Origin of the sequence: Nonomuraea fuscirosea (assembly GCF_003001935.1) — a bacterium.
Classification (GTDB): Bacteria; Actinomycetota; Actinomycetes; order Streptosporangiales; family Streptosporangiaceae; genus Nonomuraea; species Nonomuraea fuscirosea.
On sequence record NZ_PVNG01000024.1, the window covers coordinates 26,427 to 52,788 of the forward strand.

The 26,362-nt window shown below is 73.1% G+C and carries 34 protein-coding genes; 19 read left to right on the forward strand and 15 right to left on the reverse strand.

The annotated features are described in order from the left end of the window. The first annotated feature begins 34 nt into the window (after positions 1-34). Complete coding sequence (locus B0I32_RS43075) at positions 35-685, forward strand: Rossmann-fold NAD(P)-binding domain-containing protein (protein WP_106249552.1); 651 nt, start codon at positions 35-37, stop codon at positions 683-685. Here the strand turns inward: B0I32_RS43075 and B0I32_RS43080 are convergent. Then, positions 672-1,922, reverse strand: coding sequence for an MFS transporter (locus tag B0I32_RS43080; RefSeq protein WP_106249826.1), 1,251 nt, complete (start codon positions 1,920-1,922; stop codon positions 672-674). The two genes, B0I32_RS43075 and B0I32_RS43080, sit on opposite strands and share 14 nt — an antisense overlap. A 90-nt stretch (positions 1,923-2,012) precedes the next feature. On the opposite strand from B0I32_RS43080, the gene B0I32_RS43085 reads away from it, so the two are divergent. The 4 genes from B0I32_RS43085 (at position 2,013) to B0I32_RS43100 (ending at position 5,298) form a co-directional block, all read left to right on the forward strand. Continuing rightward, the gene (locus B0I32_RS43085) at positions 2,013-2,546 is read left to right on the forward strand and encodes a CGNR zinc finger domain-containing protein (RefSeq protein ID WP_106249554.1); all 534 of its coding nucleotides are present in this window, start codon (positions 2,013-2,015) and stop codon (positions 2,544-2,546) included. 139 nt (positions 2,547-2,685) lie between these two features. Beyond that, positions 2,686-3,780 carry an LLM class flavin-dependent oxidoreductase gene (locus tag B0I32_RS43090; RefSeq protein WP_106249555.1) on the forward strand — a complete coding sequence of 365 codons (1,095 nt, stop codon included), beginning with the start codon at positions 2,686-2,688 and terminating at the stop codon, positions 3,778-3,780. 47 nt (positions 3,781-3,827) lie between these two features. Further along, on the forward strand, positions 3,828-4,508 hold the full coding sequence (locus tag B0I32_RS43095; RefSeq protein WP_106249557.1) for an FMN reductase: 681 nt from the start codon (positions 3,828-3,830) through the stop codon (positions 4,506-4,508). 10 nt (positions 4,509-4,518) lie between these two features. Next, positions 4,519-5,298, forward strand: a complete 780-nt coding sequence (locus B0I32_RS43100; RefSeq protein ID WP_281262661.1) for a chitosanase — start codon at positions 4,519-4,521, stop codon at positions 5,296-5,298. A 42-nt stretch (positions 5,299-5,340) separates the two neighbouring features. On the opposite strand, the gene B0I32_RS43105 is transcribed toward B0I32_RS43100, so the two are convergent. Beyond that, positions 5,341-6,249, reverse strand: a complete 909-nt coding sequence (locus tag B0I32_RS43105) for an NHL repeat-containing protein (RefSeq protein WP_146178519.1) — start codon at positions 6,247-6,249, stop codon at positions 5,341-5,343. Positions 6,250-6,411: 162 nt separating this feature from the next. Here B0I32_RS43105 and B0I32_RS43110 point away from each other — a divergent pair, with 162 nt between their 5' ends. From B0I32_RS43110 to B0I32_RS43125, 4 genes are read left to right on the forward strand one after another with little or no spacing between them, the layout of a single operon-like run. Next, positions 6,412-6,963: a hypothetical protein gene (locus B0I32_RS43110; protein WP_146178520.1), complete on the forward strand. Its 552-nt coding sequence runs from the start codon at positions 6,412-6,414 to the stop codon at positions 6,961-6,963. Positions 6,964-6,991: 28 nt separating this feature from the next. Beyond that, entirely contained in the window at positions 6,992-7,597 is a 606-nt protein-coding gene (locus B0I32_RS43115) for a cyclodeaminase/cyclohydrolase family protein (protein WP_106249562.1), read from the forward strand. Beyond that, positions 7,594-8,421 (forward strand): bifunctional 5,10-methylenetetrahydrofolate dehydrogenase/5,10-methenyltetrahydrofolate cyclohydrolase, encoded by an 828-nt coding sequence (locus tag B0I32_RS43120; protein WP_106249564.1) that lies wholly within the window; start codon positions 7,594-7,596, stop codon positions 8,419-8,421. The genes B0I32_RS43115 and B0I32_RS43120 overlap by 4 nt, the downstream gene beginning before the upstream one ends. A 57-nt stretch (positions 8,422-8,478) precedes the next feature. Further along, complete coding sequence (locus B0I32_RS43125) at positions 8,479-9,186, forward strand: type 1 glutamine amidotransferase (protein WP_106249566.1); 708 nt, start codon at positions 8,479-8,481, stop codon at positions 9,184-9,186. A gap of 87 nt (positions 9,187-9,273) precedes the next feature. Here the strand turns inward: B0I32_RS43125 and B0I32_RS43130 are convergent, their stop codons facing one another. Beyond that, the gene (locus tag B0I32_RS43130; protein WP_219912303.1) at positions 9,274-10,524 is read right to left on the reverse strand and encodes an alpha/beta hydrolase; all 1,251 of its coding nucleotides are present in this window, start codon (positions 10,522-10,524) and stop codon (positions 9,274-9,276) included. A 20-nt stretch (positions 10,525-10,544) separates the two neighbouring features. On the opposite strand from B0I32_RS43130, the gene B0I32_RS43135 reads away from it, so the two are divergent. Together B0I32_RS43135 and B0I32_RS58270 are read left to right on the forward strand one after the other, a co-directional pair. Next, positions 10,545-11,204: an endonuclease V gene (locus tag B0I32_RS43135; RefSeq protein WP_106249568.1), complete on the forward strand. Its 660-nt coding sequence runs from the start codon at positions 10,545-10,547 to the stop codon at positions 11,202-11,204. A 17-nt stretch (positions 11,205-11,221) separates the two neighbouring features. After that, positions 11,222-11,392: a hypothetical protein gene (locus B0I32_RS58270; protein WP_181308402.1), complete on the forward strand. Its 171-nt coding sequence runs from the start codon at positions 11,222-11,224 to the stop codon at positions 11,390-11,392. Positions 11,393-11,471: 79 nt separating this feature from the next. On the opposite strand, the gene B0I32_RS43140 is transcribed toward B0I32_RS58270, so the two are convergent. Next, complete coding sequence (locus B0I32_RS43140) at positions 11,472-11,843, reverse strand: hypothetical protein (protein WP_106249569.1); 372 nt, start codon at positions 11,841-11,843, stop codon at positions 11,472-11,474. 107 nt (positions 11,844-11,950) lie between these two features. Beyond that, positions 11,951-12,697, reverse strand: coding sequence for an NADPH-dependent F420 reductase (locus B0I32_RS43145; RefSeq protein ID WP_106249571.1), 747 nt, complete (start codon positions 12,695-12,697; stop codon positions 11,951-11,953). An 89-nt stretch (positions 12,698-12,786) separates the two neighbouring features. Here B0I32_RS43145 and B0I32_RS43150 point away from each other — a divergent pair, with 89 nt between their 5' ends. The 5 genes from B0I32_RS43150 (at position 12,787) to B0I32_RS43165 (ending at position 14,692) form a co-directional block, all read left to right on the forward strand. Further along, positions 12,787-13,158, forward strand: coding sequence for a winged helix-turn-helix transcriptional regulator (locus B0I32_RS43150; protein WP_245956388.1), 372 nt, complete (start codon positions 12,787-12,789; stop codon positions 13,156-13,158). Between the two features lie 98 nt (positions 13,159-13,256). Beyond that, complete coding sequence (locus tag B0I32_RS43155) at positions 13,257-13,484, forward strand: hypothetical protein (protein ID WP_106249573.1); 228 nt, start codon at positions 13,257-13,259, stop codon at positions 13,482-13,484. A gap of 134 nt (positions 13,485-13,618) precedes the next feature. Then, complete coding sequence (locus B0I32_RS58275) at positions 13,619-13,765, forward strand: hypothetical protein (protein WP_181308403.1); 147 nt, start codon at positions 13,619-13,621, stop codon at positions 13,763-13,765. 74 nt (positions 13,766-13,839) lie between these two features. Continuing rightward, positions 13,840-14,385, forward strand: a complete 546-nt coding sequence (locus B0I32_RS43160) for a TIGR00645 family protein (protein ID WP_245956389.1) — start codon at positions 13,840-13,842, stop codon at positions 14,383-14,385. A 55-nt stretch (positions 14,386-14,440) separates the two neighbouring features. Further along, entirely contained in the window at positions 14,441-14,692 is a 252-nt protein-coding gene (locus tag B0I32_RS43165) for a hypothetical protein (RefSeq protein WP_106249576.1), read from the forward strand. A gap of 62 nt (positions 14,693-14,754) precedes the next feature. On the opposite strand, the gene B0I32_RS43170 is transcribed toward B0I32_RS43165, so the two are convergent. After that, on the reverse strand, positions 14,755-15,567 hold the full coding sequence (locus B0I32_RS43170) for an HAD family hydrolase (RefSeq protein WP_245956390.1): 813 nt from the start codon (positions 15,565-15,567) through the stop codon (positions 14,755-14,757). 235 nt (positions 15,568-15,802) lie between these two features. Between B0I32_RS43170 and B0I32_RS43175 the strand changes: the two genes are divergently transcribed. Then, positions 15,803-16,489 carry an IMP cyclohydrolase gene (locus tag B0I32_RS43175; RefSeq protein WP_106249833.1) on the forward strand — a complete coding sequence of 229 codons (687 nt, stop codon included), beginning with the start codon at positions 15,803-15,805 and terminating at the stop codon, positions 16,487-16,489. A 67-nt stretch (positions 16,490-16,556) separates the two neighbouring features. Here the strand turns inward: B0I32_RS43175 and B0I32_RS58280 are convergent, their stop codons facing one another. Beyond that, entirely contained in the window at positions 16,557-16,826 is a 270-nt protein-coding gene (locus B0I32_RS58280; protein ID WP_181308404.1) for a hypothetical protein, read from the reverse strand. 66 nt (positions 16,827-16,892) lie between these two features. Further along, positions 16,893-17,369: a DUF2283 domain-containing protein gene (locus tag B0I32_RS43185; RefSeq protein WP_181308405.1), complete on the reverse strand. Its 477-nt coding sequence runs from the start codon at positions 17,367-17,369 to the stop codon at positions 16,893-16,895. 152 nt (positions 17,370-17,521) lie between these two features. On the opposite strand from B0I32_RS43185, the gene pyrF reads away from it, so the two are divergent. Then, complete coding sequence (gene pyrF, locus B0I32_RS43190) at positions 17,522-18,343, forward strand: orotidine-5'-phosphate decarboxylase (RefSeq protein WP_106249581.1); 822 nt, start codon at positions 17,522-17,524, stop codon at positions 18,341-18,343. Positions 18,344-18,359: 16 nt separating this feature from the next. Here the strand turns inward: pyrF and B0I32_RS43195 are convergent, their stop codons facing one another. Next, the gene (locus B0I32_RS43195) at positions 18,360-18,872 is read right to left on the reverse strand and encodes a nucleotidyltransferase domain-containing protein (protein ID WP_219912305.1); all 513 of its coding nucleotides are present in this window, start codon (positions 18,870-18,872) and stop codon (positions 18,360-18,362) included. Positions 18,873-18,934: 62 nt separating this feature from the next. Continuing rightward, positions 18,935-20,653 (reverse strand): 2-isopropylmalate synthase, encoded by a 1,719-nt coding sequence (gene leuA, locus B0I32_RS43200; protein WP_219912306.1) that lies wholly within the window; start codon positions 20,651-20,653, stop codon positions 18,935-18,937. A 173-nt stretch (positions 20,654-20,826) separates the two neighbouring features. Here leuA and B0I32_RS43205 point away from each other — a divergent pair, with 173 nt between their 5' ends. Continuing rightward, a complete protein-coding gene (locus B0I32_RS43205; protein ID WP_106249585.1) occupies positions 20,827-21,528 on the forward strand; it encodes a FadR/GntR family transcriptional regulator in 702 nt (233 codons plus the stop codon). A gap of 130 nt (positions 21,529-21,658) precedes the next feature. Here B0I32_RS43205 and B0I32_RS43210 read toward each other — a convergent pair whose 3' ends face one another. The 5 genes from B0I32_RS43210 to B0I32_RS43230 all read right to left on the reverse strand — a co-directional run bounded on the left by B0I32_RS43210 (position 21,659) and on the right by B0I32_RS43230 (position 26,361). Next, entirely contained in the window at positions 21,659-21,868 is a 210-nt protein-coding gene (locus B0I32_RS43210; protein ID WP_106249587.1) for a hypothetical protein, read from the reverse strand. A gap of 68 nt (positions 21,869-21,936) precedes the next feature. Beyond that, on the reverse strand, positions 21,937-22,821 hold the full coding sequence (gene rbsK, locus B0I32_RS43215; protein WP_106249589.1) for a ribokinase: 885 nt from the start codon (positions 22,819-22,821) through the stop codon (positions 21,937-21,939). Beyond that, entirely contained in the window at positions 22,818-24,146 is a 1,329-nt protein-coding gene (locus B0I32_RS43220; protein ID WP_106249590.1) for an ADP-ribosylglycohydrolase family protein, read from the reverse strand. The genes rbsK and B0I32_RS43220 overlap by 4 nt, the downstream gene beginning before the upstream one ends. After that, positions 24,143-25,282 (reverse strand): ADP-ribosylglycohydrolase family protein, encoded by a 1,140-nt coding sequence (locus B0I32_RS43225; RefSeq protein ID WP_106249592.1) that lies wholly within the window; start codon positions 25,280-25,282, stop codon positions 24,143-24,145. Before B0I32_RS43225 ends, B0I32_RS43220 begins: the two co-directional genes overlap by 4 nt. Then, the gene (locus B0I32_RS43230) at positions 25,279-26,361 is read right to left on the reverse strand and encodes an ADP-ribosylglycohydrolase family protein (protein WP_106249593.1); all 1,083 of its coding nucleotides are present in this window, start codon (positions 26,359-26,361) and stop codon (positions 25,279-25,281) included. Before B0I32_RS43230 ends, B0I32_RS43225 begins: the two co-directional genes overlap by 4 nt. Between the last annotated feature and the right edge of the window lies 1 nt (position 26,362).

Genomic DNA, 26,362 nt, shown 5'->3' on the forward strand with positions numbered 1-26,362 from the left:
CGCCGCCTTACGCTTGCTCTGGAGAGGTGCCGAGATGCGAGTGATCTTGTTCGGGGCGACCGGGATGGTCGGGCGCGGGGTGCTCAGGGAGTGCCTGCTCGACGACCGGGTCACGGCCGTGCTCACGGTCGGCCGGGCCGTGACGGGGGTCACGCATGGCAAGCTGCGCGAGCTGCGCCACGACGACCTGCTCGACCTGTCCGCCATCGAGGACGAGCTGCGCGGTTACGACGCGTGCTTCTTCTGTCTCGGGGTCTCGTCGGCGGGCATGAAGGAGCGCGACTACCGGCGCGTCACGTACGACTTCACGCTCTCGGCCGGCCGGACGCTGGCGCGGCTCAACCCCGGCTCGACGTTCGTGTACGTGTCCGGCGTGGGCACCGACGCCCAGGGCCGGGCCATGTGGGCGCGGGTGAAGGGCGAGACCGAGAACGCCCTGCTGGAGCTGCCCCTGGAGGCGTACATGTTCCGGCCCGGCTACATCCAGCCGATGTACGGCGTCACCTCGCGCACCCCCTTCTACCGGCTGGCCTACGTGGTGGTGCGGCCGTTCTACCCGGTGCTGCGGCGGCTGTTCGGCGCGGGGATCACCACGACCGAGCAGATCGGCCAGGCGATGATCACGGTGGCCGAACGAGGCGCCCCCAAGCGGTTCCTCGGCCCCGCCGACATCAACGCGCTCTGAGCGCGGCCGGCGCGAGGGGGACGGCGGCGAGCGAGGCGGCCGCGGCCAGGCCCCACACCGCGGCCCAGGAGGCGTGGGCCAGCACGACGGGGATGAGCAGTGGAGTGAGGAAGGCCATGGCGAACAACGTGGTCCCGATCAGGCCCAGGGCCGTGCCCGCGCGGCCCGCGCCGGACATCGCGGCGATCTCGGTGTAGGCCACGCCGTGCCAGGCGTTGGCCAGCAGGCCGCCGAGGGCGAGGGCGGCGACGGTGAGCGGGGTGGGGGCGTCGGTGAGCACCGCCGCCCCGGCCATCGCGATCCCGGCCAGGACGCCGATGCGGCGCAGGCAGGTGCGGCGGGCACCGCTGCTGTCCCCGGCGCGGTCGGTGCGGCGGCCGGTCCAGATGCGGGCCGCGCCGCCGCCCAGCTGGGCGATCAGCACGGTGAGACCGGCCAGGGCCGCGCCCGCGCCCTTGACGTCGTGCAGGAAGATCGCGGTGAAGGTGAGCACGGCGAACTGGGGGACGGTGAGCAGGGCACCGGCCAGAGCGAGCCGCCACACGTCCCATCGACGCAGCGGTGACCTCTGGACGGCGCTCTCCGTGACAACGGGGGCGGGCGGGCCGGGCGTCGGCGCGGGTTCGTGCAGCCAGCGCCAGGTGGCGGCGGCGGCGAGCAGGCAGAAGGCGGCGGGAACGGCGTAGACGGCGCGGAAGCCGTACGCCTGCGCCAGCCAGGGCAGCAGCGCCACCCCGACCGCGCCGCCCGCCGGGATCGCCGTCTGGCGCACGCTCATCGCGAACCCCCGCTCCCCCTCCCCGAACCAGGTCATGACCGCGCGCCCCGACGCGCCGTTGACGCTGCCGCCGAGCGCGCCCGCGATGGTCAGGCACACCGCCAGCAGCACCGTCCCCGCCCCGTCCGCCGGGGTGACGGCCGTGGCCATCACCACCAGCAGCACGCCGGTGGACGTCAGGCCGGTGAGCAGGACGCGCCGGTCGCCGAAGCGGTCGGTCAGCAGGCCCCAGACGATGTCGGAGACCGCCACGCCGAGCCCGAGACAGGCCAGCGCCAGGCCGAGCGCGCCCGTGGACAGGTGGTAGCCCGCCCGCATCGAGACGCCGGTGACCGGGATGCCGGAGAACATCGCCGAGAAGCTGCCCTGCGCCCCGACGCCCACGGCCAGCACGACCCACCGGTGCCGGGGTCCGTACCGGCGCGGCGTCGCTCCTGCGGTCACGGTCGGTACTGCCATCACCACTGCTCCGCTCAAAGTAACCGTCCTTAGCGGTTATCAACCGTGGCAGCCGCCGAAGTAACTTGTCAACCCGGTTACCATGGGGGCATGGACTTCACGTTCGTCAGCGGGAACCTCGGGCTCGACCTGGCCGGCACCGTCGGCGACCGGCGGGGCGCGCGCGTCGACCTGCTGCCGACGCCCGCGGAGCTGGCCCGCTGGACGGTCGCCGCCGGCCTGCTCGACGTGCCGCCCGCGGCCGGTGACGACGACCTGGCCGGGGCGGTGGCGCTGCGTGAGGCGATCTACCGGCTGGCGTCCGCGGCCCGTACGGGGACGGCGTTCGAGGCGGCCGACCGGCGCACGCTCAACCTGGCCGCCGCGCCCGCGCCGGCGAGCGTGCTGCTCGGCGAGCACGGCGTGGAGCGCGGCGGCGACCTGGCCGCCGCGCTGTCCAGCGCCGCCCGCTCCGCCGCCGAGCTGCTGGGCGGGCCGCGGGCGGCGCTGGTCAGGGAGTGCGAGGCCGCTCCCTGCACCCGGCTCTACCTCGACACCTCGCATCGGCGTACGCGCCGGTGGTGCGACATGCGCCGCTGCGGCAACCGGGCCAAGGCGGCGGCCTTCCGCGCCCGCCACACCTGACCGCCCCACCTCTGTAAGAGCCGGACGCTCGCCGCGGATCTGCCCGGCGGGGCCGGGTGTGCCCGATGATGGAATACCTGGGCGAGCCCGGGCGCTACGGTAGTCGTCAAATATTCAACAGTCATGGATGGTGACTAAAGTGCAGTTCGGCATCTTCAGCGTGGGCGACGTCACCACGGATCCCACCACCGGCAGGACCCCGACCGAGCACGAGCGGATCAAGGCGATGGTGACGATCGCGCTCAAGGCCGAAGAGGTCGGGCTCGACGTCTTCGCGACGGGCGAGCACCACAACCCGCCCTTCGTGCCGTCCTCCCCCACCACCATGCTGGGCTACATCGCGGCCAGGACCGAGCGGCTCCAGCTGTCGACCGCCACGACGCTGATCACGACCAACGACCCGGTGAAGATCGCCGAGGACTTCGCGATGCTGCAGCACCTGGCCGACGGCCGGGTGGACCTCATGCTGGGCCGGGGCAACACCGGGCCGGTCTACCCGTGGTTCGGCCAGGACATCAGGCAGGGCATCCCGCTGGCCATCGAGAACTACGCGCTGCTGCACCGGCTCTGGCGTGAGGACGTCGTGGACTGGGAGGGCCGCTTCCGCACCCCGCTGCAGGGCTTCACCAGCACGCCGCGCCCGCTGGACGGGGTGGCGCCGTTCGTCTGGCACGGCTCCATCCGCAGCCCCGAGATCGCCGAGCAGGCCGCCTACTACGGCGACGGCTTCTTCGCCAACAACATCTTCTGGCCGAAGGAGCACTTCATCCGCCTGATCAGCCTCTACCGGCAGCGGTACGCCCACTACGGGCACGGCACCCCGGAGCAGGCCGTGGTCGGGCTGGGCGGCCAGGTGTTCATCCGCAAGAACTCCCAGGACGCGATCCGCGAGTTCCGCCCCTACTTCGACGTCGCCCCCGTGTACGGCCACGGCCCCTCGCTGGAGGAGTTCATGGCCGAGACCCCGCTCACGGTGGGCAGCCCGCAGCAGGTCATCGACAGGACACTGGAGTTCAGGGAGTACTTCGGCGACTACCAGCGCCAGCTGTTCCTGATGGACCACGCGGGCCTGCCGCTGAAGACCGTGCTGGAGCAGCTCGACCTGCTCGGCGAGGAGGTCGTGCCCGTGCTGCGCGCGGAGTTCGCCAAGAACCGGCCGGCCGAGGTGCCCGGGGCGCCGACGCACGCGTCCCTGCTCGCCGCCAAGAACGAGGCCGAGCCCGTCGGCGCCTGACAGGCCCCAGCCCGCTGACATCCTGATTTTCCTGGAAAGGAGCATCCATGAAGCTCGCCGTCGTCACGGCCGGGCTCACCCAGCCCTCCTCCACCCGCCTGCTCGCCGACCGCCTGGCCGAGGCGGTCACCCACCGGACGGCGACGGCGACCGGGACCGGGACCCGGACGGGGACAGAGAACGGGACCGGAACCGAGACCGAGAGCGGGACCGAGGTCCGCGTGATCGAGCTGCGTGACCTGGCCGTCGACATCGCCAACAACTTCGTCACCGGCTTCCCGAACGGCAGGCTGCGCGAGGCCATCGCCGCCGTGACGGAGGCCGACGGGCTCATCGCGGTCACGCCGATCTTCAGCGGCTCCTACAGCGGCCTGTTCAAGTCGTTCTTCGACGTGCTGGACAACACCGCGCTGACGGGCAAGCCGGTGCTCATCGCAGCCACCGGCGGCACCGCCCGGCACTCGCTGGCGCTGGAGCACGCGTTGCGGCCGCTGTTCGCGTACCTGCGCGCGGTGGTCGTCCCGACCGCCGTGTACGCGGCCTCGGAGGACTGGGGCTGCGGCCAGGACGCGTTCACCGACGGCCTGGGCGAGCGCATCGGCCGCGCCGCCGACGAGCTGGCCGGCCTGCTCACGCACCGCGCGCCCGGCGCGCGGCGGGACGAGGGGGACGAGGAGCAGGTCGTGCCGTTCGAACAGCAACTCGCGGCCCTGCGCCCCGTGGAGTAGTTTCTCCCCCGTGATCACCGCCGCCCTCGTGGCCCTCTCCCTCACCCTGAGCGGTGTCCCCGCCACTGCCGCCCCGGCGGCCGGCCTGGCAGGGGCGCACAAGAAGGACATCGCCATGCGGCTGGTGTCCAGTGCGGAGAACTCCTCGCTCGACTGGAAGGCTCAGTACGGCTACATCGAGGACATCAAGGACGATCGCGGCTACACGGCCGGCATCATCGGCTTCTGCTCGGGCACCGGCGACATGCTGAAGCTGGTCGAGCTCTACACCAGGCGCAAACCCGGCAACGTGCTGGCGAAATACCTGCCCGCGCTGCGCAGGGTCGACGGCACCGCCTCGCTGAAGGGCCTGGCCCCGCGCTTCCCCGCCGACTGGCGCAGGGCGGCCGAGGATCCCGTCTTCCAGCGGGCCCAGAACGACGAGCGCGACCGGGTCTACTTCGACCCGGCCGTCCGCCGGGCCAAGAAGGACGGGCTGCGGGCGCTCGGCCAGTTCGTCTACTACGACGCCATGGTCATGCACGGGCCCGGCTCCGACCGGCTCAGCTTCGGCGGCATCAGGAAGGCCGCGCTGGCCAAGGCCAGGCCGCCGGCGCGGGGCGGGAACGAGGTCACGTACCTGAACGCGTTCCTCGACGCGCGCAAGGCGGCGATGCGGGCCGAGGAGGCCCACGAGGACACGACCCGGGTCGACACGATGCAGCGGGTGTTCCTGAAGAACCGCAACCTCGACCTCAGGCCGCCGCTGACCTGGAAGGTCTACGGCGACCGCTACACGATCAAGAAGTGAGGACGCGCCCCCTCGGGAGGCGCGTCCACACCTGGAGCGGGGTCAGCGCTTGACGGCGACCACGTCGTACGGCGTGTCGGGCGTCGGAGTGGTGCTGAAGCGGGCGTTGGGCAGGTAGAGGCGGTGGCCGTGGGCGGCGACCGTGGTGGGGATGTCGAACTCGGGGTGGGTCAGACGCTTGACGATCTTGCCTGACGAGCCGTCGCGCGACAGGCCGACGACGGCGATCGTGTTGTCACGGTTCAGCACGGCGTACAGGGTGCGGCCGGACAGCAGCAGGCCGTCGCCGTTGACCAGCGAGTCCCCGCCCAGGTTCACCTCGGTGGTGACGCCGGAGGAGGGGTTCACCTCGAACAGCTTGCCGGTGTTGGACTGCACGATCAGCAGCGAACGCCGGTCGGGGCTGGGGGCGATGCCGTTGGCGTTGATGCCGGTCCCGTACGCGATGGCGCCGGTGAGCGGGATCGTGTCGAAGCCGTCGGGCAGCGCGCCGCCCCGGCCGAGCCGCAGCTTGTACAGCACCGCGTTGGAGGAGTCGGTGAAGTAGGCGGCGCGCCCGACGAGGACGACGTCGTTGACGAACGACGTCCCGGTGGCGAACTGGTACGACTTGAGCACCCGCCCGGTGCGCAGGTCGACCACCCGCGCGTTGCCGGCGTTGCCGCCGGCCACGAACAGCCTGCGCCCGTCGGTCTTCAGCCCGAGCGACGGCGTGCCCGGTCCCTTGCTGATGACGGACCCCTTGCCGGTACGCAGGTCGGCCCGGTAGATGTCGCCGGTGGCGCGGGAGCCGAAGTAGGCGTGGGGGCCAGGCCCGATCTCGATGCCCTCCGGCTGGAACCCGTTCGGCAGCGGGAACGTGTCGGGCTTCGAGGCGGCCTGCGCCGGCACGCTGCCGAGCAGGACCAGGATGAGGGCGCTGAGTGCGGTCTTCAGGATCGCGGATCTCATGCGGCCCACGATGCCCAAGGGGCTGGGCCCGGCAAAGACCCACGACCGGCTTCTCACACATTTCTCAGAAATGTCCGGGCGCAGGACCGGTTACGGACCGGCACCCCCGCTGGAGTGACCCAGCGAGTAGGTTGGGACAGAGCCAAACAAACGGGGTGAGTCATGTCAAACGGTACCCGTCACGCTCTGGGAGTGGTCGCGGGGCTGCTCCTTCCTCCCCTGGCCGCCGCCGGCCTCTGGTACGGCATCGGCGAACTGTCCCTCCAGCTCGCCCAGACCTTGCGGCTCTCGTGGATCGCGCTGGGGGTGCTCGTCGCGACGGGGATCCTGCTCGCCCTCCTGATCGGATCCCGCCTGTCGCCCGTCGCCTCGCTGCTGGGCGGGCTCGCGTTCGTCGCGGTGGGCGCCCTGCCGTTCGTGGAGCTGACGACCGGTGCCCGGCTGCTCCCCAGCGACCTGCTGCCCAACCCCATGAGGTCGGGTTTCCAGACGCTGAGCTACTCGGGGCTGCACCTGGTGCTCGGCGTGGCGCTGCTGGTCGCGTCGGTGTTCCCGTCGCGGTGGCGGGGACGGCACCGCCCCGAGTACCCGGCCCAGGTGGGCTACGAGGGGGCGTGGGAGCCGGCCCAGTCGCCGGCCCAATCCCCGTACCTGCCGCCGCAGCCACCGCATCAGGGACCCGAGGACGCCACGCGGCCGATGTACCGCGAGTGAACCGCGGGCGGCCTGGCAGAATGCCGCCATGCGCGACTTGACGATCGTCGACTTCCTGTCCGAACTCGCCGACCGGGTGCCCGCGCCCGGCGGGGGCGCCACGGCGGCCCTGCACGCGGCGCAGGCCGCCGCCCTGCTCGGCATGGTGGCCCGCTACACCACCGGGGAGAGGTACACCGCCCACGCCGAGACGGTCGTCGCCGTGATCGCCGAGACCGACACGCTGCGGGCGCGGGCATTGAAGCTCGCCGAGGAGGACGCGGCGGCGTTCACCGCGGTCACCGACGCCTACCGGCTGCCCAAGGGCGAGGAGCGCAGCGGCGCCATCGCCAGGGCCCTGGCCGGCGCCGCCGAGCCGCCCGCCCGGGTGGTCGAGGCCGCCGCGCGGGTGGTCGAGCTGTGCGAGCTGCTGCTGCCGATCTGCAACCGCAACGTGGTCACCGACGTGGCCGCCGCCGCCGAGGCCGCCCGCGCCGCGCTCACCACGGGCCGGGTCAACGTGGAGGTCAACCTGGGCGGCGTACAGGACGAACGGCTACGCGCGGAGCTGAACATCCGCCTGTCCGGCGTCGACGCGGCCGTGGCCAGGGCAGACTGGGTGACCGCAGAGGTACGCGAGGAGATCAAGCCGTGAAGACGCTGACCGGCCGGGACCTGGCCGCCGCCATCAGGACCCAGACGCAGGCCGAGGCCGCATCGGGCACGCAGCCGCGGCTGGCCGTCGTGGTGGCCACCGCCGACGAGGCGAGCCTGTGGTACGTGCGCTCGATCGCCAAGGCGGCGGCCGCCGTCGGCATCGACTGCGACCTGGTCGACCTGGGCCCGCAGGCCACGCCCGAGCGGATCGGCGAGACGCTGGCCCGGCTGAGCGCCGACGCCGGCGTGCACGGCGTGATGCTGCAGACGCCGCTGCCGGCCGGCGCCTCGGCCCAGGAGCTGGCCGCGGCCATCGACCCGCGTAAAGACGTCGACGGGGCCAACCCGCTCTCGCTCGGCCGGCTGGCCGCCGGGCTGCCCGCGTTCCCGCCCGCGACGGCGGCGGCCGTGATGGCGCTGCTCGACCACCACGGGGTCGAACTCGCGGGGCGGCGGGCCGTGGTGGTCGGCCGCTCGACGGTGGTCGGCAAGCCGCTGGCGCACCTGCTGCTCGACCGGCACGCCACCGTCACCGTCTGCCACTCGCGCACCCGCGACCTGGCCTCCGTCACCGCGCAGGCCGAGGTGCTGGTCGCCGCGGTCGGCCGGGCGGGCCTGATCGGCCCCGGTCACGTCGCGCCGGGCGCGGTGGTGATCGACGTCGGCACCAACCCGACCGACGACGGCGGCCTGACCGGCGACGTCGACTTCGCCGCGGTCGCGGAGGTGGCGGGCGCGCTCACCCCCGTGCCGGGCGGCGTCGGGCCGGTGACCACCGCCCTGCTGCTGCGGCACGTGGCGCGGGCGGCCAACCTGCCATGATCATTCGCGTGCCCGTTCCCGACCCTCAGGTCATCGACCCTCAGGCGGAGGCCTGTCTTGGCTGACATTCTCATCGTCCAGAACAGCAGGAGCGGAGGTCCCGGCCGCGTGGGCGGCTGGCTGGAGGAGGCCGGGCACCGGCTCGACGTCGTGCTCGCCCACGACGGCGCTCCCCTGCCCCGCCGCCTGACCCATGACGCCATGATCATGCTCGGCGGCGGCTACCTGCCGGACGAGGACGACCGGGCGCCGTGGCTGCGCGACACCCGGCGGCTGATGACGCAGGCGCTGGACGAGGGTGTGCCGCTGCTGGGCATCTGCCTGGGCGGGCAGATGCTGGCCCACGTGGCGGGGGGCGAGGTGACCGGCGACACGGGCACGCCGGAGAACGGCAGCCTGCCGCTCACGATCAGGCCCGAGGCCGCAGCCGACCCGCTCTTCCACGGGCTGCCGCCGGTGGTGCCCGCCGTCGAGCACCACAAGGACGCCATCACCCGGCTGCCCGACGAAGCCGTCCACCTGGCCGAGACCGAGGCGTGCCCGTACCAGGCGTTCCGGATGGGCGGGCGGGCGTGGGGGGTGCAGTTCCATCCCGAGGTGCTGCCCGAGCGCATGCGGACGTGGCAGGCCGACGGCTTCGACCCGGAGGAGGTCTACGCGCGGGCGGTGGCCGACGAGCCGGTCTCCACGCCGATCTGGCACCGGGTCACCACCCGCTTCGCGGCCCTCGTCACCTCCCGCGCCCCCGCCGCCAGGGCTTCGTGACACCGTCTCCCGGCTACGCGCGTCCGGGCCGCCCGGCTTTGTGAGCCGGTGGCGGCCGGCACCGCGCCGCCGAGCCCGAGGGTCCGTCTAGGTGAGAGCGTCGGCGATGGCCTTGACGGTGGCCTGCCAGATGGGGGCGGCGGGGGTGATGACGTCGAAGTGGTCGCCCGGTTGCTCCAGGTAGGTGACGTCGTCGCCTGCCTGCCTGGCCAGGGCGGCGTGCCTGCGGGCGAAGTCGACCAGGTCGAGATCGTCGTCACGGCCCTGCACGATGAGCTGCGGGGTGCCGAGGGGGAGGCGGTGGAGGGGAGAGGAGGCGGCGTAGGGATCCTCGTCGCCGGGCTGTGCTGAGGTGGCGGAAGGGCCGCCGTCCCTGGGCTGCGCCGAGGTGGCGGAAGGGCCGCCGGGGGCCGAGGTGCGGCCGAGGGCGGCGGCGACCGCTCCCGCGCTGAGTTTGCGGCGGTCTCCCTGGACGAGGTCGAGCACGCCCGCCAGGGACACCGCCAGCGCCATCCGCGATCCGTCTGCCGCCGCCCGCAGTGCCAGCTGCCCGCCGGCCGAGTGTCCGGCGACGGCGATCCGGTCCAGGTCGAGCACGACCGGCGTCGCGGCTCCTTGGCCGGTGATGGTGGGGAGGGTGGTCAGGGCCGCCAGGCCGGTGGCGATGTCGGCGGTGGTCGCGGCCCAGCCGTGCCGGTCGGGGCGGCGGTATTCGAGGTTCCACACCGCGAAGCCGCGCCGGGCCAGATCCTCGCACAGCTCCTCCATGAGATCGGCGGCCCAGATCGAACGCCAGTAACCCCCGTGGATCAACGCCACCACCGGCACCGCACCGTCGGCAGCGGCGATGGCGGCGCGGATGGTGTCGCTGGTGCTGGTGTCGGCGGTGCCGGGGATGCCGGGGGTGCTGGGGGTGGCGGTGGTGGGGAGGTACAGGTCGGCCCACTGTTCCGGGGAAGGGCCATAGGTGATCCGCTGGATGGCGGGGTGACGCGCGCGGTGTACGGCGTGCCGGATGCCCCAGGTCAGCCCTGCGATGCCACGCCCGTGGATGTGCCTGGCCCCGTCGACTCGGTCGATGTCCACCCAGACGACGACCGAGGGACCGAGCGGCTGCCCGATGGACGAACGCACCCCGTCGCCCGGCCCGGGGAGGACGACCGCCACGTCGCGTTCCCGTACCGATGAGAACAGGTGCGCGGCGTCGCGGGCGTGCACGACCGTGCCGTTCACCCCGAGGCGGGTGAACTCGCGGTCGGCGATCTCCGCGAGCAGCCCCGCGTCCGCCACCAGGCCGGGGCCGACGGCCACCACGATCTCGTCTGAAGCCACCCTCATACGGAGATACCTTAGGGCGGGTGCGTGTGAATCAGCTTCACCCTTGGCCCACGAGTGTCGCCGAGGCGGAGGCCGTCCAGGACCGGCTGCGCGGGCAGGTCGAGCTGACGGGACCCGACACCTTCGCCCTGGTGGCGGGCCTGGACGTGCACTACCACGGCGACGACGAGGTGACGGCCGCGGTGGTCGTGCTGGACGCCGTGACGCTGGAGCCGGTGGAGCAGGTGGTGGCGCACGGGAAGGCGGCCTTCCCCTACGTGCCCGGCCTGTTCGCCTTCAGGGAGTTGCCCGCGCTGGTGGAGGCGCTCGAACGGCTCACGGTGACGCCCGATCTGCTGGTCTGCGACGGGTACGGGCTGGCTCACCCGCGCGGCTTCGGCCTGGCCTGCCACCTGGGCGTGCTGACCGGGCTGCCGTCGGTGGGGGTGGGCAAGACGCCGTTCGTCGGGACGCACGAGCCGCCCGGCCGGGAGCGCGGCGCCTGGACGCCGATCGTCCACGAGGGCGCCGTCGTGGGGCGGGCGCTGCGCACGCGACGCGGGGTCAGGCCGGTGTACGTGTCGCAGGGGCACCGCATCTCACTCGGCACCGCCACCGGCGAGGTGTTGCGGCTGGCGGCCCGCTACCGCCTCCCCGAGCCGATCCGCCACGCCGATCACCTGGCCCGCCACCCGTCCTGAGCCCGTCCCTGAGTTGGATGGGCGTGGTGATCTCGCGCGGCGACGGCGGCGGGAAGCAGACCGACGCCAAGGAGTACAAGTGCTACGCCGGTCCGGTGTACGTCTCCGCGCCCGGGCAGTGCATCGACGTCGAGGGCATCGTCCCGTCGTACACGATCGTCAAGCTCAACAACGTGCACTGCGGCTGACCCTTGGCTGAGAGGGCCGGCCGCGGAACCGGCGCCCCCGCGGGCCGGCCCCGGAGCCGTTCCCCTCCCGGGGCGGGGGTCAGCGGCGCAGGGCCCAGACCAGGAGCCAGACGCTCAGACCGAACAACGTCATCCCGAGCGGCACGTGCGCCGCCAGCGCCCCCGACCCGCCCAGCATCGACTGGACGAACCCGAGCAGCAGCACCGCCAGGCTGACCAGCGCGGGCCAGCCCGGCCCCCGCGCCGGCCGCCACAGCAGCACGGCGACGACGAGCTGAGCCAGCGCCAGCGCGTGCACCGCGGTCGCGCCCATCCCGTGCGGTCCCGCCGCTCCCCCGCTCAGGAGCTGCCCGGCCGTCACGGCCTGGACCAGCACCGACAACGTGCTGAGCGCGGTGACGACCTTGAACGCGGTGGCGTACCCGCTGCCCTTGGCGACCTCGGTGACCACTGGCCTCTCCTTTGACCTAGGACGAAAGGTCTTCAGGATCCGCCCGGCGGGCGGTGGCCGCATCCGCCCGCGGTCGCGGTCCGCGCTACATCAACGGTCGTACACGATCAGGCCGGCTGATGCTCACCGGAGGATGGCAGAGGCGGCAGGACGGCCTGGGCGTCGGCGCCGCCGAACCACAGCCCGATCATGAACGCCGCCGTCGCCTCCAGTTGCGTCGCCCGCGCCAGGCTCCCGCCGTTCACGGGGGTGCAGCCGAGGTCGGCGACCAGCGTGCGCGCGACGTCCATGGCGGCCTGGTCGTCACCGCACAGGGGCACGGCCAGCGGCCGGCCGTCGAAGACCGGCGGCGTCAGCCGCCACACGTCCACGTGACACAGGTTGAAGCCCTTCACCACATGCCCGCCGGTGATGTCCGCGATCAGGCGGGCGAGGGGACGCGTGGGGTCATACCGGTCCGGAGCGGCGGCGTTCGTCACGTCGATGAGCGGCTTGCCGCGCAGGGCCGGGCCGGCGGCACGGAGCGTGTCGGCCAGCCCCGCCTCCCTGACGGCCACCACCACGACGTCCCCGAACCCGGCCACCTCCGCGAAACTCCCGCTCCGCACCTTCGCGACACTCCCGCTCAGGACCTCCGCGACCGCCCGGGACCGTGCCTCCGCCGAAGCTCCGGCCTCTGTGGCGGGCGCAGCCGTGGCCGAGGTACGCGCGACCGCCTGGGCGGTCATGCCGGCCGCGCGCTCCGCGCTCCTGCCCGGGTCCCGCCCGCTGACCATCACCTCGTGTCCCGCCACCGCCCACTGCGTGCCCAGCGCGTCCGCCATGTTGCCCGCGCCCAGGATCCCGATCCGCATGTTCCGTCCTCCGCATGAGGGGCTTTACTTGACAGCAGGACTGTAGGAAGTCCGTCGCGCACCATTCGGTTCCCATCGGAAGGTCCCCGTTGTTCCTCGCCGACTGCCAGACCCGGCTGGCCTTCGACCTGCTCGCCAACACGTGGAACGCGGTCGTCATGTGGGCGCTGCGGCACGGCCCGCGCCGGCCGGGGCGGTTGCGTACGGAGATCGGCGGCATCAGCAGCAAGGTGCTGACCGAGACGCTGCGCCGCCTGGAGTACAACGGCCTGGTGACGCGCCACACCTACGCCGAGGCCCCGCCGAGGGTGGAGTACGAGCTGACCGACCTGGGCCGTTCACTGCTGGGCCCGATCGAGGGGTTCGGCGAGTGGGCCGCCGAGCACGCCGACGAGGTCATGGCCGCGCAGGAGCGCTGGGTCATGACGGACCCCCGTCCGATGCCGGAGAGCTTGGACTGACGCGGCTGCTCTGAAGGCTTTCTTAGACGGAGTGTTACCGAGCAATTACTCTGGGTAGTTAGTCGGAGGTTGTTCATCACCGTCACCCAGGAGGTCACATGCGTTTCGCCCCCCGTCGGCTCGCCGTCACCGCGCTCGTCGCCGGCGGCCTGACTCTGCTCTCCGTCCCTGCCGCACACGCCGTCGTCGATCCCGTCCTCACCCTCACCTGCCTGGCCGAGGCCCCCAACGCGGCGCTCGGAACGCTGGATCCGGCCGCCGTCATGGACCCGGCGTCCCTGCTCGCGATGCCCGAGCTCCCCGCGACGAACTGCCTGGCTCCCTGACCACGCGGGTTTCCGGCACGGGACCACCCCTCGACACCGGTAACGGGCGGCGTCCGCACGCCGGACGCCGCCCGGTCCCAGCCCACCGTCCGCGTCATCAGCGGGTGCACGAAGAGCAGCAGCAAGGAGTTCCGTTGAAGGTCCGAGTCCTGACCGCCGTCGCCGCCCTGGCGCTGGCCGCCGGCCTGCCTCCGTCCATCCTCGACGAGCTCGGCAAAGGCAATCCTCCGCTCGTCGACATCCAGACCTACGTCCAGCACATCAACGTCCTGACGTCCTAGTGCGGGTAGCGCAGCTGTCCGTGGCCTATACGCCGACCGGGCCGCGGACACCGCTCCGACGGGTCGGCTACTTCATGTTCCTCAGCCGATGGATCCAGGTGCCGCTCTACCTGGGGCTGATCGTCGCGCAGGTCGTCTACGTGTGGCGCTTCATGATGGAGCTGCTCCATCTGATCCAGCTGGGCTTCGGCGGCACGCCCGCCGAGACCACCGTCATGCTGATCGTCCTCGGGCTCGTCGACGTGGTGATGATCTCGAACCTGCTCATCATGGTCATCATCGGCGGCTACGAGACGTTCGTCTCGCGGCTGCGCATCGAAGGACATCCCGACCAGCCCCAATGGCTCTCGCACGTCAACGCCAACGTGCTGAAGGTCAAGCTGGCCATGGCGATCATCGGCATCTCCTCCATCCACCTTCTGCAGATCTTCATCAACGCCGCGAAACCCACCATCACCGACCGGGAGCTCATATGGAAAACCCTGATCCACCTGACCTTCGTCGTCTCAGCGATCGCGCTCGCCATGATCGACCGGGTGATGGAGGGCGGGCGTCCGCATCAGAGCACGGGCGACGGGGAGCAGTCCACAGGGACGTCGCAGGAACGCCTGGCCGCCTAGCCGCGCGCCCGTGGGCCCGGCAGGGGGCATGGCGGTGCGCCTGGCAGGGGGACTGATGCGATTCACGTACGCGGTCGTGGCGGTGGTGGCGTCGGCGTTGCTCGGCTGCCCCGGCGCGTACGCCGAGGACGAGGCTCCGGCGAAGACCGGCCCGGCTCCCCTGATCGGCGACGTGATCATCTTCAACGACGAGATCGTCGAGCCGGTGTCCCTGCCGTTGAGCACGTGCGGTGGGCTGCTGCCGGTGCTCAGCCAGGCACCGTCCTCCTGTGATGGCGCTTCGCGCGTGTCGGACGACGACGCGTGAGACCGTACGTGCCCGCCCGCGGGGGTGGGCGGGCACGACGGCGCGACCCCGGCGAACGGGCGTCAGGCGGCGCGGCCCAGCAGATCCTCCAGCACCACGGCCACCCCGTCCTCGTCGTTCGACAGCGTCCGGTGCTCTGCCGCCGCCAGCACCATCTCGTGGGCGTTGGCCATCGCGTATCCGGCGCCCGCGTAGAGCAGCACGGCCAGGTCGTTGGGCATGTCGCCGAAGGCCACCACGTCGCCGGCCCCGACGCCCCGCTCCCGGCAGAGCCGGTCGAGCGTGGCCGCCTTGGTGACGCCGGGAGCGCTGATCTCCAGCAACCCCTCCAGGCCCGAGTACGTCACCTCGGCCAGATCGCCGATCGTGTCCGACACCGCCGCGTACATCTCGTCCGCCGTACGGGACGGTGACAGGGCCAGCAGCTTGACGATCGGCTGGTCCACGCCGAAGACGGAGTCGACCTCGCGGTAGAAGGCCACGTCGTGCTCGATCCTGCGGGTGTAGGCGGCCTCGATCAGCACGTTCCTGCCGGTCTCGACGGCCAGCCCGACGTCGGGCAGGGCGAGGGCGAGCGCCTCGGCGACCTTGCGCGCGGCCTGCGGGTCGAGCGGGCTGATCGCGGTGATCTCGTCGGTGGCCAGGTCGTAGACGACGGCGCCGTTGCTGCAGATCGCGGTGCCGGTGGCCTCCGCCTGAGCGGCGATCTCCTGAACGCCGCGCGGGGCTCTGGCGGTGACGAAGACGATCTCGGCGCCGGCCGCGCGGGCGGCGCGCAACGCCTGCCTGGTACGCGGGCTGACGGAGCCGGTCGAGGTGAGAAGGGTGCCGTCGAGGTCGGTGGCCACGATGCGCGGGAAGGTCACGGTGCTCACCAGGCGATTATCCCGTCCGGGCGACCGCGGGGTCATGAGGCATGCGAACGGCCTCTGACGATCGCGGGATCACGACGTAAACGAACGGCCTCCGGCGAGCGCGGACTCATGACGTACGCGAACAGTCTTCGGCGACCACGCGACCACGTCCGCTTCGCCACGGAGCTGTAGGCTGACGCGGCCGCCGCGGATGGATCGACGAGCGGCCGGATCACGAAAGGGAGCTCGGGTGTCCATGCGGCCGCTGCGGCAGACCCTCCAGGCCATTCCCTATCCGGGACGGATCGTGGCGTGGGCCAGGACCCTCGACGGCGCGATGTGCGGCGGCTATGTCCTGACCGGCCGCACCCAGGCGTCGAAGGCGCGGGCCCTGCGCCTGGCCGGTCACGAACTCGTCGTCGGCCCGACCGATCCGGCCCCGGACGACCCGCTGCGCCACTACGTCGCCGCCACGCGACGGGACGGCTGGCTGGTGTTCGGGAACGGGGAACAGGTGGCGACCGTGGCCGATCGCCTGCGCGCCGGACGGCCGCCGGTCGTCGCTCTTGACGGCCTGGACTACGAACCCGATCCGCCGATCTTCACGCCGCGCGTCACCGTGGTCGTGAACGTGGACTCCCCCGGGGACGCCTGGTTCGGCGCCGCCCGTCGCAGCTCCGGCGACCGGACCTCGACCGATCTGCTGACGCTCTCCGTCCGGGAGCTCGCTCCCGGCGATGCCGTGCTGATGACCACCTACGTGTCCGACGGCCGGCACGTGGTCACCGGAGAGCCGTTCCTCGAAGCCGTGACCGAGGCGGCCGATCAGCACGCGTTCCTGGACGAGCTGTGGGAGGCGCTCGATCCGCGCTACCGGGTGGCGGCGGCGAGCTTCACGCCGCACGACCTCGCCGGCGCGGCTCTGCGCCACCAGGAGCCGTGACCCGGCGATCAGGCGGGCATGCGCATGCGCAGGACGAGGCACGCGCCCTGACCGGGATCCTCGATGGTCAGGGTGCCGCGGTGGTGCTGATCGCGCTGCCGGCGCTCTTCGCCACCCCGGGCGACAGGCGGCAGGTGATCGTCGCGGTGCCGGGCTGGCTGGTGGTCCTGCACGTCGTGGCCGCGGTGGCGGCGGCGTGGGCGGCCTGGCACGCGGTCGTGGCCGCCGTGGTGTCGGTGCTGGCCATGGTGACGGTGGTGGCCATGGTGACGGTGGTGGCCATGGTGACGGTGGTGGCCATGGTGACGGTGGTGGCCATGGTGACGGTGGTGGCCATGGTGACGGTGGTGCTGGAACTGCCGCACTGGTGGTGGCTGCTGCGGCAGCGTCAGCCGCAGGAACGTCAGACGCGCATCTCGGACGGGAGCCGGGTGGCCGCGTCGGTGAGTTCCACGCCCAGCAGTTGGCCCGAGTCGCCGAAGTCGAGGACGACGTCCCCGGCCACGGTCTGGTCCGCCGCCTCTCCCGGGGCGATCTCGTGCTTCATCGCGATATAGGCGATGTTGCGGTCGTCGTCGACGCTCACGTACACCGTCCGCGGCCGCGGCGTCTCCGGACGGTCGTCGTCGGCCAGCAGCCCCTCCCTGGCCTCGTGCGAGCCGGCCAGCGCCGCCCTGACCATGACCATCGCCAGCTCGACCGCCTCCAGCGAGTCGAGCCCGGTGACCTTCCGCTCGTGCTCCCATCCGTCGAGCCCGTCGATCCGGTACGGGCACGACCACTCGCCCGTCGCCTCCTCGTAGGGCAGGCCGAGCGTGACGAGGACGTCACGTGGCGGATCGGTACGCAGCGCCAGCACCCGATGGGCGATCTCGTACATGTCTGCTGATCTACCCGCACGACCACATGTGGAAGACTCGGCCCCGCACCGGATGGGCATCGGTGCCTCGGCACCCTAATGTCCTGGGAGTACGATTCATGCCCACGGCACCCGCGGGGCCGCCTACCCGTGGTCGTGAGGGAGCTTGTCACATGAACGATTCGTTCGGGGCGCGTCTGCGAGCCATGCTCGACGACCGGGGGCCCCTGTGCGTGGGCATCGATCCGAGCCCGGCGCTGCTCACCGCCTGGGGGCTCGACGATTCGCCCGCTGGTCTGGAGCGGTTCAGCCGCACGGTGGTCGAGAACGTCGCCGACGTGGTGGCCGCGGTCAAGCCGCAGTCGGCCTTCTTCGAGCGCTGGGGCAGCCGCGGCATCGCCGTGCTGGAACGCACCATCGCGGACCTGCGCGAGGCGGGCACGCTGGTGCTGCTCGACGTCAAGCGGGGCGACATCGACAGCACGATGGCCGCCTACGCCGAGGCCTACCTCGACCGGGGCAGCCCGCTGGCCGCCGACGCGGTGACGCTGAGCCCCTACCTGGGGTTCGGCTCGCTGGAGGGCGCGATCACCTCGGCGGTGGCCAACGACGCGGGCGTGTTCGTGCTGGCCCGCACCTCCAACCCGGAGGCCGCCGGGCTGCAGCAGCTGGTGGCCGGTCAGGTGCTGGCCGGGGCCACCGCCGCCAACGCGGGGCATTCCCCGTTCGGGCCCGTCGGGCTGGTCATGGGCGCCACGCTGCCGGAGCTCGAAGACTCGCTGACCGACCTCAACGGCCCCATCCTGGCGCCGGGGCTGGGCGCGCAGGGCGCCACTCCCGCCGACGTGGCGCGCCTTTTCGGTCCGGTACGGCACGCGGTGCTGCCGTCGGTCTCCCGGGACGTGCTGGCCGACCCGAAGCGGGTGCGCAGCCGTACGCTGTTCTACCGCGACGAGTGCGCCGCGCACCTGTCGGGGGTCGCCGCCCCGAGCTGACCGACGCGGAGCGCGTTCAGAAGTGGGTCGCGATCCCGAACGTCTCCCGCAGCCTGGCCATGTCGTGCAGGTCGCGCTCCCTGGGCTGGTAGCCCTGGTGGAAGGTCACCTGCTGGGCGGCGGACAGGCACGGCACGTCCACGCCCTCGACCACGCCGGAGGCGAAGGCGTCCGCCGGATAGGTGAAGGCGCCGCCGTGGTCGTCGAGCCGCTGCAGCGCCGAGCCGTCGGGGCGGAAGCTCAGCGGGTGCAGGTCCAGCTCACGCCCGCCGGGATCCGCCATGACGAAACGGGCGGGCCTGCCGGGAACGACGCCTTCGTGCCGCTCGGCGTACCCGAGGGCCTCAAGGGCGGCGATCACGGCGGGCTCCTGCTCCACCCGGTGGAGCAGGTCGAGGTCGGCGTGCTGCCTGGTGACGCGGCCGACGAGCGCGTCGACGCCCCAGCCGCCAGCGACCCAGACCGCGCAGCCCGCCGCGCGCAGGGCCCGCAGCACCGCAAGGACGGCGCCCGCCTCGAACATCCGCATCCTCCACGATCACAGGTTCCGCGGCGGGTCCCGCCGCGGAACCTGTGATCGTACGCGAGCGGTCAGCCGGTGTGCGCGGCCGGCTCGATGGCCCGGTTGACCGCGGCCAGCACGGCGCGGACCGAGGCGGTCAGGACCGAGGTGTCCGTGGCCGCGCCCCAGCGGGTGACGCCGCCCGCGCGGACCTCGACGTACGCGATGGCCCGGCCGCCCCTGCCCGGATCGAGGGCGTGCTCGGCGTAGTGCAGGATGTCCGTCTCGATCCCGTCGGCGGCCAGCGCGGCGCTCAGCGCCGACAGCGGCCCGTTGCCGGTGCCGCGCAGCACGCGCCCGCTGGTCAGCGTCCCCTCGAACGCGTGCACGCCCGGCCCCGTCTCCACCGTGCTCCAGCTCACCAGCGGGGCGGCCTCCCCCGGCGCCAGGTAGGTGGCGTGGAAGAGCTCCCAGAGCTGCTCGGCGGTGATCTCCGCGCCGCTGCCGTCGGTGGCCCGCTGGACGACCCGGGAGAAGTCCATCTGCAGGCGGCGCGGCAGTTCGAGGCCGTAGCGGGTGTGCAGCAGGTACGCGACACCGCCCTTGCCCGACTGGCTGTTGACCCGGATGACGGCCTGGTAGTCGCGGCCGACGTCGGCCGGGTCGATCGGCAGGTACGGCACCTCCCACGGCGCCCGCTCCGGCGGCACGCCCAGCTCGGCGGCCCGCTTGGCGTGGTGGGCCAGGCCCTTGCCGATGGCGTCCTGGTGGGTGCCGGAGAAGGCGGTGTAGACGAGGTCGCCCGCGTACGGGTGGCGGTCGGGCACCGGCAGCCGGTTGCAGTGCTCGACCACCCGCCGCACCTCGTCGATGTCCGAGAGGTCGATCATCGGATCGACGCCCTGCGCGTGCAGATTGAGCGCGAGCGTCACCAGGTCCACGTTGCCGGTGCGCTCCCCGTTGCCGAACAGGCAGCCCTCCACCCGCTGCGCCCCCGCCAGCAGGGCCAGCTCCGCGCAGGCGACGCCGGTGCCGCGGTCGTTGTGCGGGTGCACGGACAGGATCACCGCGTCCCTGCGGGCGAGGTTGCGGTGCATGTACTCGATCTGGTCGGCGTACACGTTGGGCGTGGCCACCTCGACCGTCGCGGGCAGGTTGAGGATCACGGGCCGGTCGGCGCAGGCGTCCCACAGGGTGGTCAGGTCGTCGCAGACCTCCAGCACGTAGTCCGGCTCGGTCAGATTGAACACCTCCGGCGAGAACTCGAAGCGGATGTCGCGGTCGCCGGCCAGCCGGGCGACGTGCCCGGCGGCGTCCCTGATCAGGGCGCGCAACTCGCTCCTGTCGTGGCCGAGCACCACCTCGCGCCAGGTGGGGGCGGTGGCGGCGTAGAGATGCACGACCACCCGGGACATGCCCTCGACGGCGGCGAACGTGCGCTCGATCAGGTCGCGTCTGGCGGCCGTGAAGACCACCACGCTCACGTCCCCGGGCACGGCGCCCGGCGTGGCCAGGTGGCGGACGAAGTCGAAGTCGGTCTGGCTGGCCGAGGGGTAGCCGACTTCGATCTCCTTGAAGCCCATGGCCGTCTGCAGGTCGAACATCCGGCGCTTGCGGGCCGGGTCCATCGGCTCGGCCAGGGCCTGGTTGCCGTCGCGCAGGTCCACGGGGACCCAGAGGGGCGCTTCGGTGATGCGCCGTCCCGGCCAGGCGCGCTCGGCGGCGAGCGGCACCTCGACGCGCTCGTGGGCGGGGCGGTAGCGGTGAGAGGGCATGGCGCTCGGGCGCTGCCGGTTCCAGTCGTACATGATCGTCCTTCTCGGTTCTCGGAGGGGAGACCGGCGGGGCACACCGACCGCCGCGGCGGGGTGCCGGTCCGGTCAGGCCCCGCCGCGGCGACCGAGAAGGAGGCGACCGTACGACGTCATGGCCGCTAGACTAACCACACCACAGGTCCTCAGACAACCTGAGAGGAAATGCGATGCCCCTCGGCTCACTCCGGCCCAGCCCGCTCGTCGAGCAGGCCACCGAGCATCTGCGCGAGCAGATCACCCAGGGCGAGTGGCCGGTGGGCACCCGGCTGCCCGGGGAGAACGCGCTGGCCAAGGCGCTCGGGGTGGGGCGCTCGACGGTGCGCGAGGCGCTGCGGGCGCTGGCCGGGGCGGGGCTGGTGCAGGCCCGGCAGGGGTCGGGGGTGTTCGTGATCGCCACGGAGGCCGCCGCCGGTCCGGCCGAGGGGTGGGCCGCCCGGCTGCGGCGGGCCGCCATCACCGACGTCTACGAGGTACGCGTCATCGTCGAGACGCAGGCCGCCGCGCTCGCGGCCGGGAGGCGTACCGACGAGGACGTCGCGGCCCTGGAGGCGGCGCTGGAGAGGCGGTCACGCGCGGCCGGCGCGGACGACGCCGCGTTCGTTGACGCCGACATCGCGCTGCACGCGGCGGTGGTGGCGGCGGCGGGCAACCCGGTGCTGTCCGACCTGTTCGCCGAGTTCGCGCCCGCGCTGCGGGAACGGCTGATCGACCTGGTCGAGCTGCTGGGGCTGCGGGAGCACGATCGCAACCCCGGGCACGACACGCACGAGGCGCTGGTCGCGGCCATCAGGGACGGCGACGGCGCGGCGGCCGAGGAGATCCTGCGCACGGAGCTGCGCCAGACCCTGGCCCACCTGCACGCCCACTGACCGGCCGGCGTGCGGCGCGGATCGCCTCGCCGCACGGGCACCTACCGGGCGGGCTGACGGGCGCACCGGCCGACGTGTCCGGGTGGGCTGACGGGCGCACGCCGGCTTACGAGTCCGGGTGGGCGGTGGGTCAGCCGGTCGGGCCGGCGTCCGGGCGGATGACGTCTTCGTCGTCGTCCGGCTCCTCCTCCGGCTCCGGCTCGTCCTGCGCGTCGGGCGGGTCGGCGGAGATCGGCCGGCGTGACCTCGGCGTGTCGCAGCCCGCGCGCTCGGCGACGACGTCGCTCTCGCCCTGCAGTCCCCGCACCGCCTCGGGCAGCTCCTTCGATGGCTTGCTCATACCTGCCACCTGCCCTGCCACAACCCGCCCAACCTGGCCGGATACCGGTCAGAAGCCGCCCGGGAGCGTCAGTCGAGCGCGTCCTCGATCTGGCGGCGGGTCGGCATCGAGGTGCTGGCGCCCTCGCGCTGCACCGACAGCGCCGCCGCCACGGAGGCGAAGCGCAGGGCGCGTTCCATGGGCATCCGCTCGGTGCGCGCCACCGCCAGCGCCCCCACGAACGTGTCGCCGGCCGCCGTCGTGTCCACCGCGTTCACCTTCACCGCCGGCACCCGCAACCGCTCCCCCTCCCGCGACCCGTACAGCGCCCCCTCGGAGCCCAGCGTGATCACCGCCTCGGGAACCAGCTCCAGCAGCGCGTCCATGGCCTCGTCCGCGCCCGTCACGCCGGTGATGGCGGCGGCCTCGTGCTCGTTGGGGACGATGGTGGTGACCGCCTCCAGCAGCTCGGCGGGCAGCGGCTGGGCCGGCGCCGGGGTGAGGAAGACGGGCACGCCGGAGACGCGGGCCGCCTGAGCGGCCCGTACGACCGCCTCCATGGGCAGCTCCAGCTGCAGCAGCAGCGCCCGCGAGCCGGCGATGGCGGCCAGGTCCTCGCCGGTGGGCCCGGTGACGGTGCCGTTCGCGCCGGGGACGACGATGATCGAGTTGCCGCCGTCGTCGTCCACCACGATGTGCGCGATGCCGCTGGGGCCGGGCACCTGGCGCAGGCCGCGTACGCCCACCCCGGCCTCTGTCAGCGTGGCGCGCATCTCCGCGCTGAACCCGTCGTCGCCCACCGCCCCCAGGAACGTCACCTCGCCGCCCGCGCGGGCGGCGGCGATCGCCTGGTTGGCGCCCTTGCCGCCGGGCACGGTGCGGAAGCGGTGCCCGGTGACCGTCTCACCGCGGCGCGGGGCCTGGGAGACGTACGCGACGAGATCCATGTTGGCGCTGCCGAAAACCGAGATCATGTCCTCATCATCTCCTGTGTCCGCGCCGCCAGCTCGGCCGGACTCACCCCGTCGAACCCGGTCAGGCTGCTGGCCAGCCTGTCGCGCAGCCGCCAGCGCTCCGGCACGCCGCCGTTCAGCGCGCCCGCGACGGAGCCGGCCGTGGCGCCGGCCGAGTCGGTGTCCCAGCCGCCCGCCACCGCCCCGGCGATCGTCGCGGTGAAGTCGCCGGCGCCGTGCACCAGGGTCGCCGCGACGAGGGCGGCGTTGTGGATCGTGTGCACCCAGTGCAGGTCGCCGTGGCGTTCGTGGAGCAGGTCGACGACGCGTTCGAAGTCGTCCTCGCGGGTGGCGTCCGCCACGGCCAGGCGGACCGCCGCGTACAGGCGCGAGCCGCGCGGCACCACGGACAGGCCCGCCCGCACGGCCTCCTCCGCCGAATCGGCCACCAGCGCGGCGGCGCACATCGCGGCCGCGAACATGGCTCCGTAGATCCCGTTCGCGGTGTGGGTGAGGCGGGCGTCGCGCCAGGCGTACTCGGCGGCCGTGGCGGGGTCGCCCGGGTTGACCCAGCCGTAGACGTCGGTCCTGATCATCGCGCCGATCCACTCGCGGAACGGGTTGCGGTAGGTGGCGGTGGCCGGCGGCTCGACGCCGTCGAGGAGGTTGCGGTACGCGACCCGCTCGGCGGTGAACGTACGGCCCGCGGGCAGCTCGTCCAGCCACAGCTTGGCCACGTCCTCGGTGCCGAAGCCGCGGCCGTGCCGCTCCAGGACCGACAGGGCCAGCAGCGGGTAGTTGAGGTCGTCGTCCTCGGGGATGCCGTCCACGTTCTCGGCCAGGGAGTTGACGGCGCTGCGCCGGTTCCACGGCCAGCGGCGGGCGACGTCGTCCGGCAGGCCCTTCGCGGTGAACCAGCCCTCGATCGGCCAGTTGCCGGTGGCCTCGGCGATCTCCCTGATGCCCGCGCGGGGGATCTTCTCGACGGGTTTGCCGAGCACGCAGCCGGCCGCGCGGCCCAGCCACGCCCCCAGCACCCGCGCGGGATCCACCTCGGCCCTGGGTCGCCGCCGCGGCCAGTCGGGGCAGGCGGCGATGATGCCGGCCAGGTCCGACGGCTCGGGCAGCGGGGAGGGGACGGCGGCCAGCTCGTCCAGCAGGTCCTCGGCCAGGCCGCGCAGCCGGACGGCCCCCGGCTCCGAGGCGCCGGCGCGCGGCGGGGCGTCGTGGCCGCCGGCCGCGTGCCAGTGGGCGGCGATCTCGCTAGCGTCGCGGCCGTCCTCGGCGGCCTGACGCAGCTCGTGACCGACGAGGTCCTCCGGCTGCACCCAGGTGAGCCGGATCATGCGCCGTCGAGCTCGGCGAAGGCGGACTCGTGGGCGCGGCGGCGGAGCAGGTCGCCCTCGTGCACCCGGCGCGCCACGGCGGCGATGGAGCGCCCCGGAGCCACCAGGTCCGTCCTGCTGGCGGCCGCCACCTGCTCGACCCACTCCTTCGGCACGCCGTCCAGCCCGCCGAGCGCGCCCGCGATGGCCCCGCCCATGGAGGCGATCGAGTCGGCGTCGCGCCCGTAGTTGACGCCGCCCAGCACGGTGTCCCGGTAGTCGCCCTTGGCGATCACCAGGAACCCCAGCGCCAGGGGCAGCTCCTCGATGCTGTGCACCCGGCTCGGCCGCCGCGCGCCCAGGCCCTGGTCACGGTAGGTGTCGGCGACCGTGTCGTACGGCCTGACCGCCGCCCGCAGCGCCTCGAACGAGCCCTCCCAGTGCCCGAGCCCGGACGCGGCCTCGCACACCGCCTCGATGGCGGCCCTGGTGCCGTCCTTGGCCAGGCGCAGGCAGGCGGCCACCACGGAGTCGGCGGTGGCGCCCGGCCGCATCGCCTCGGCCACGGCGGCGGCCATCACGCCCGCCGCCTCACGCCCGTAACTGGACTGGTGCGCGCCGGTCAGGTCGACGGCCTCGGCGTAGGCGGCATCGGGGTCGGCGGCGTTGACGATGCCGACGGGGGCGACGTACATGGCGGCGCCGCAGTTCACGATGTTGCCGACACCGGCCTCGCGCGGGTCGGCGTGGCCGTAGTGCAGCCTGGCCACGATCCACTTCTCGGCCAGGAAGATCCGCTGCAGCGGCAGCGCCTCGGCCTCCAGCTCGGGGATCCAGCGCCGCTCACCCATCAGCTCGGGCACCAGGTGCTCGGCCATGGAGTAGGCGTCCAGGTGGCCGCCGGTCTTCTCGTACACGCGGATGAGGGCGTGCGTCATCAGGGTGTCGTCGGTGATGTGGCCGTCCCCCTTGTGGTACGGCGCGATGGGCCTGGCGTTGCGCCAGTCCTCGTTGTACGGGGGCACGACGCCCTCGACGCGGCCGCCGTACCGTTCGACGATCTGCTCGGAGGTCCAGCCCTCGGTGGCGCCGCCCAGCGCGTCACCGACCGCCGCCCCCGCCACGCAGCCGGTCGCCCTGTCCTCAAGCGGCGTCATGCGATTCCCTCCAGTAGTTCGATCAGATCTCGGCCCGCCAGGTCAGGCAGGCAACAACCGGCCAGCGTACGGGCCGGGGCGGTCCACCCCTCCGGGATCGCCCCGTACCCGCCGCAGGCCCCGGTGAGCGCGCCGGTCAGCGCGGGCGCCGAGTCGGCCAGCGGCGCCAGGCAGGCCGCGGCGGGCACGGCCCTGGTGAGCTCGCCTCCCGCCGCCTCGGCCAGCGCCAGCGCCACGGGCACCGTCTGCGCGGCGCCGACGCCGTAGCTGTAGACGTGGTCGAGCAGCGCGGCGTCCAGCGCGGGGACGGCGGCGAACGGGTCGCCCGCCTTCCGCGCGACGGACAGCGCCAGGCGGGCGTTGTGCCCGATGGCGGTGTCCGCGGGCAGCCTGTCCAGTGCCGCCTCGACCGCCGCCGCCACATCCCCCGACATCGACCCTGCCGCCACAGCGGCGGCCATGGCCTGGGCGGCGAGCACTCCGTCGCCCGCGTTCGTCACCTGCGCGTCCTCGGTGGGGTCCCTCCCCAGGACCCCGAACGCGACGGCTCTGATGGCGGCGGCGTCGTCGAAATGATGGGGATTGTCATGCCCCGACGCGGGCGGCTCGACACCGTTGGCCAGGTTGTCCAGCGCGGTGGCCACGGAGATGCGCGCCCTGATCGGCGCGGGCGCCCCACCGCTCGGACCGGCGCCGGGCAGGCCGGAAGGCCGGCCGGCGGCCGGACCGGCGCCCGGCTGACCGGCGGGTTGGCCGGCGCCCGGCGGGCCGGCGCCTGGGCGCGACGGGACGAGGTCTCTGAACGCCTCCGCCCGTGGCCGGTCGATGGTCAGCAGCGTCCAGGCCAGCCACTCGGCGTCGTCTGACGGCCCGATCCGCAGCGGCGCGACCGGCTGGTTCAGCGCGAACGGCACCGGCAGCGTGGTCACCTGATGCTCTTCGGCGAAGGCGTCCAGCTCGCGGTGCAGCCGCCGGCTCCAGGGCGCGTGCAGGGCCGCGCGGTGCCTGGCCGCGGGCCAGCCCACGGCGTCACCGACGGCGAGCCCGGCGACGGCCCCCCTGATTCTGTCCCCCGACATG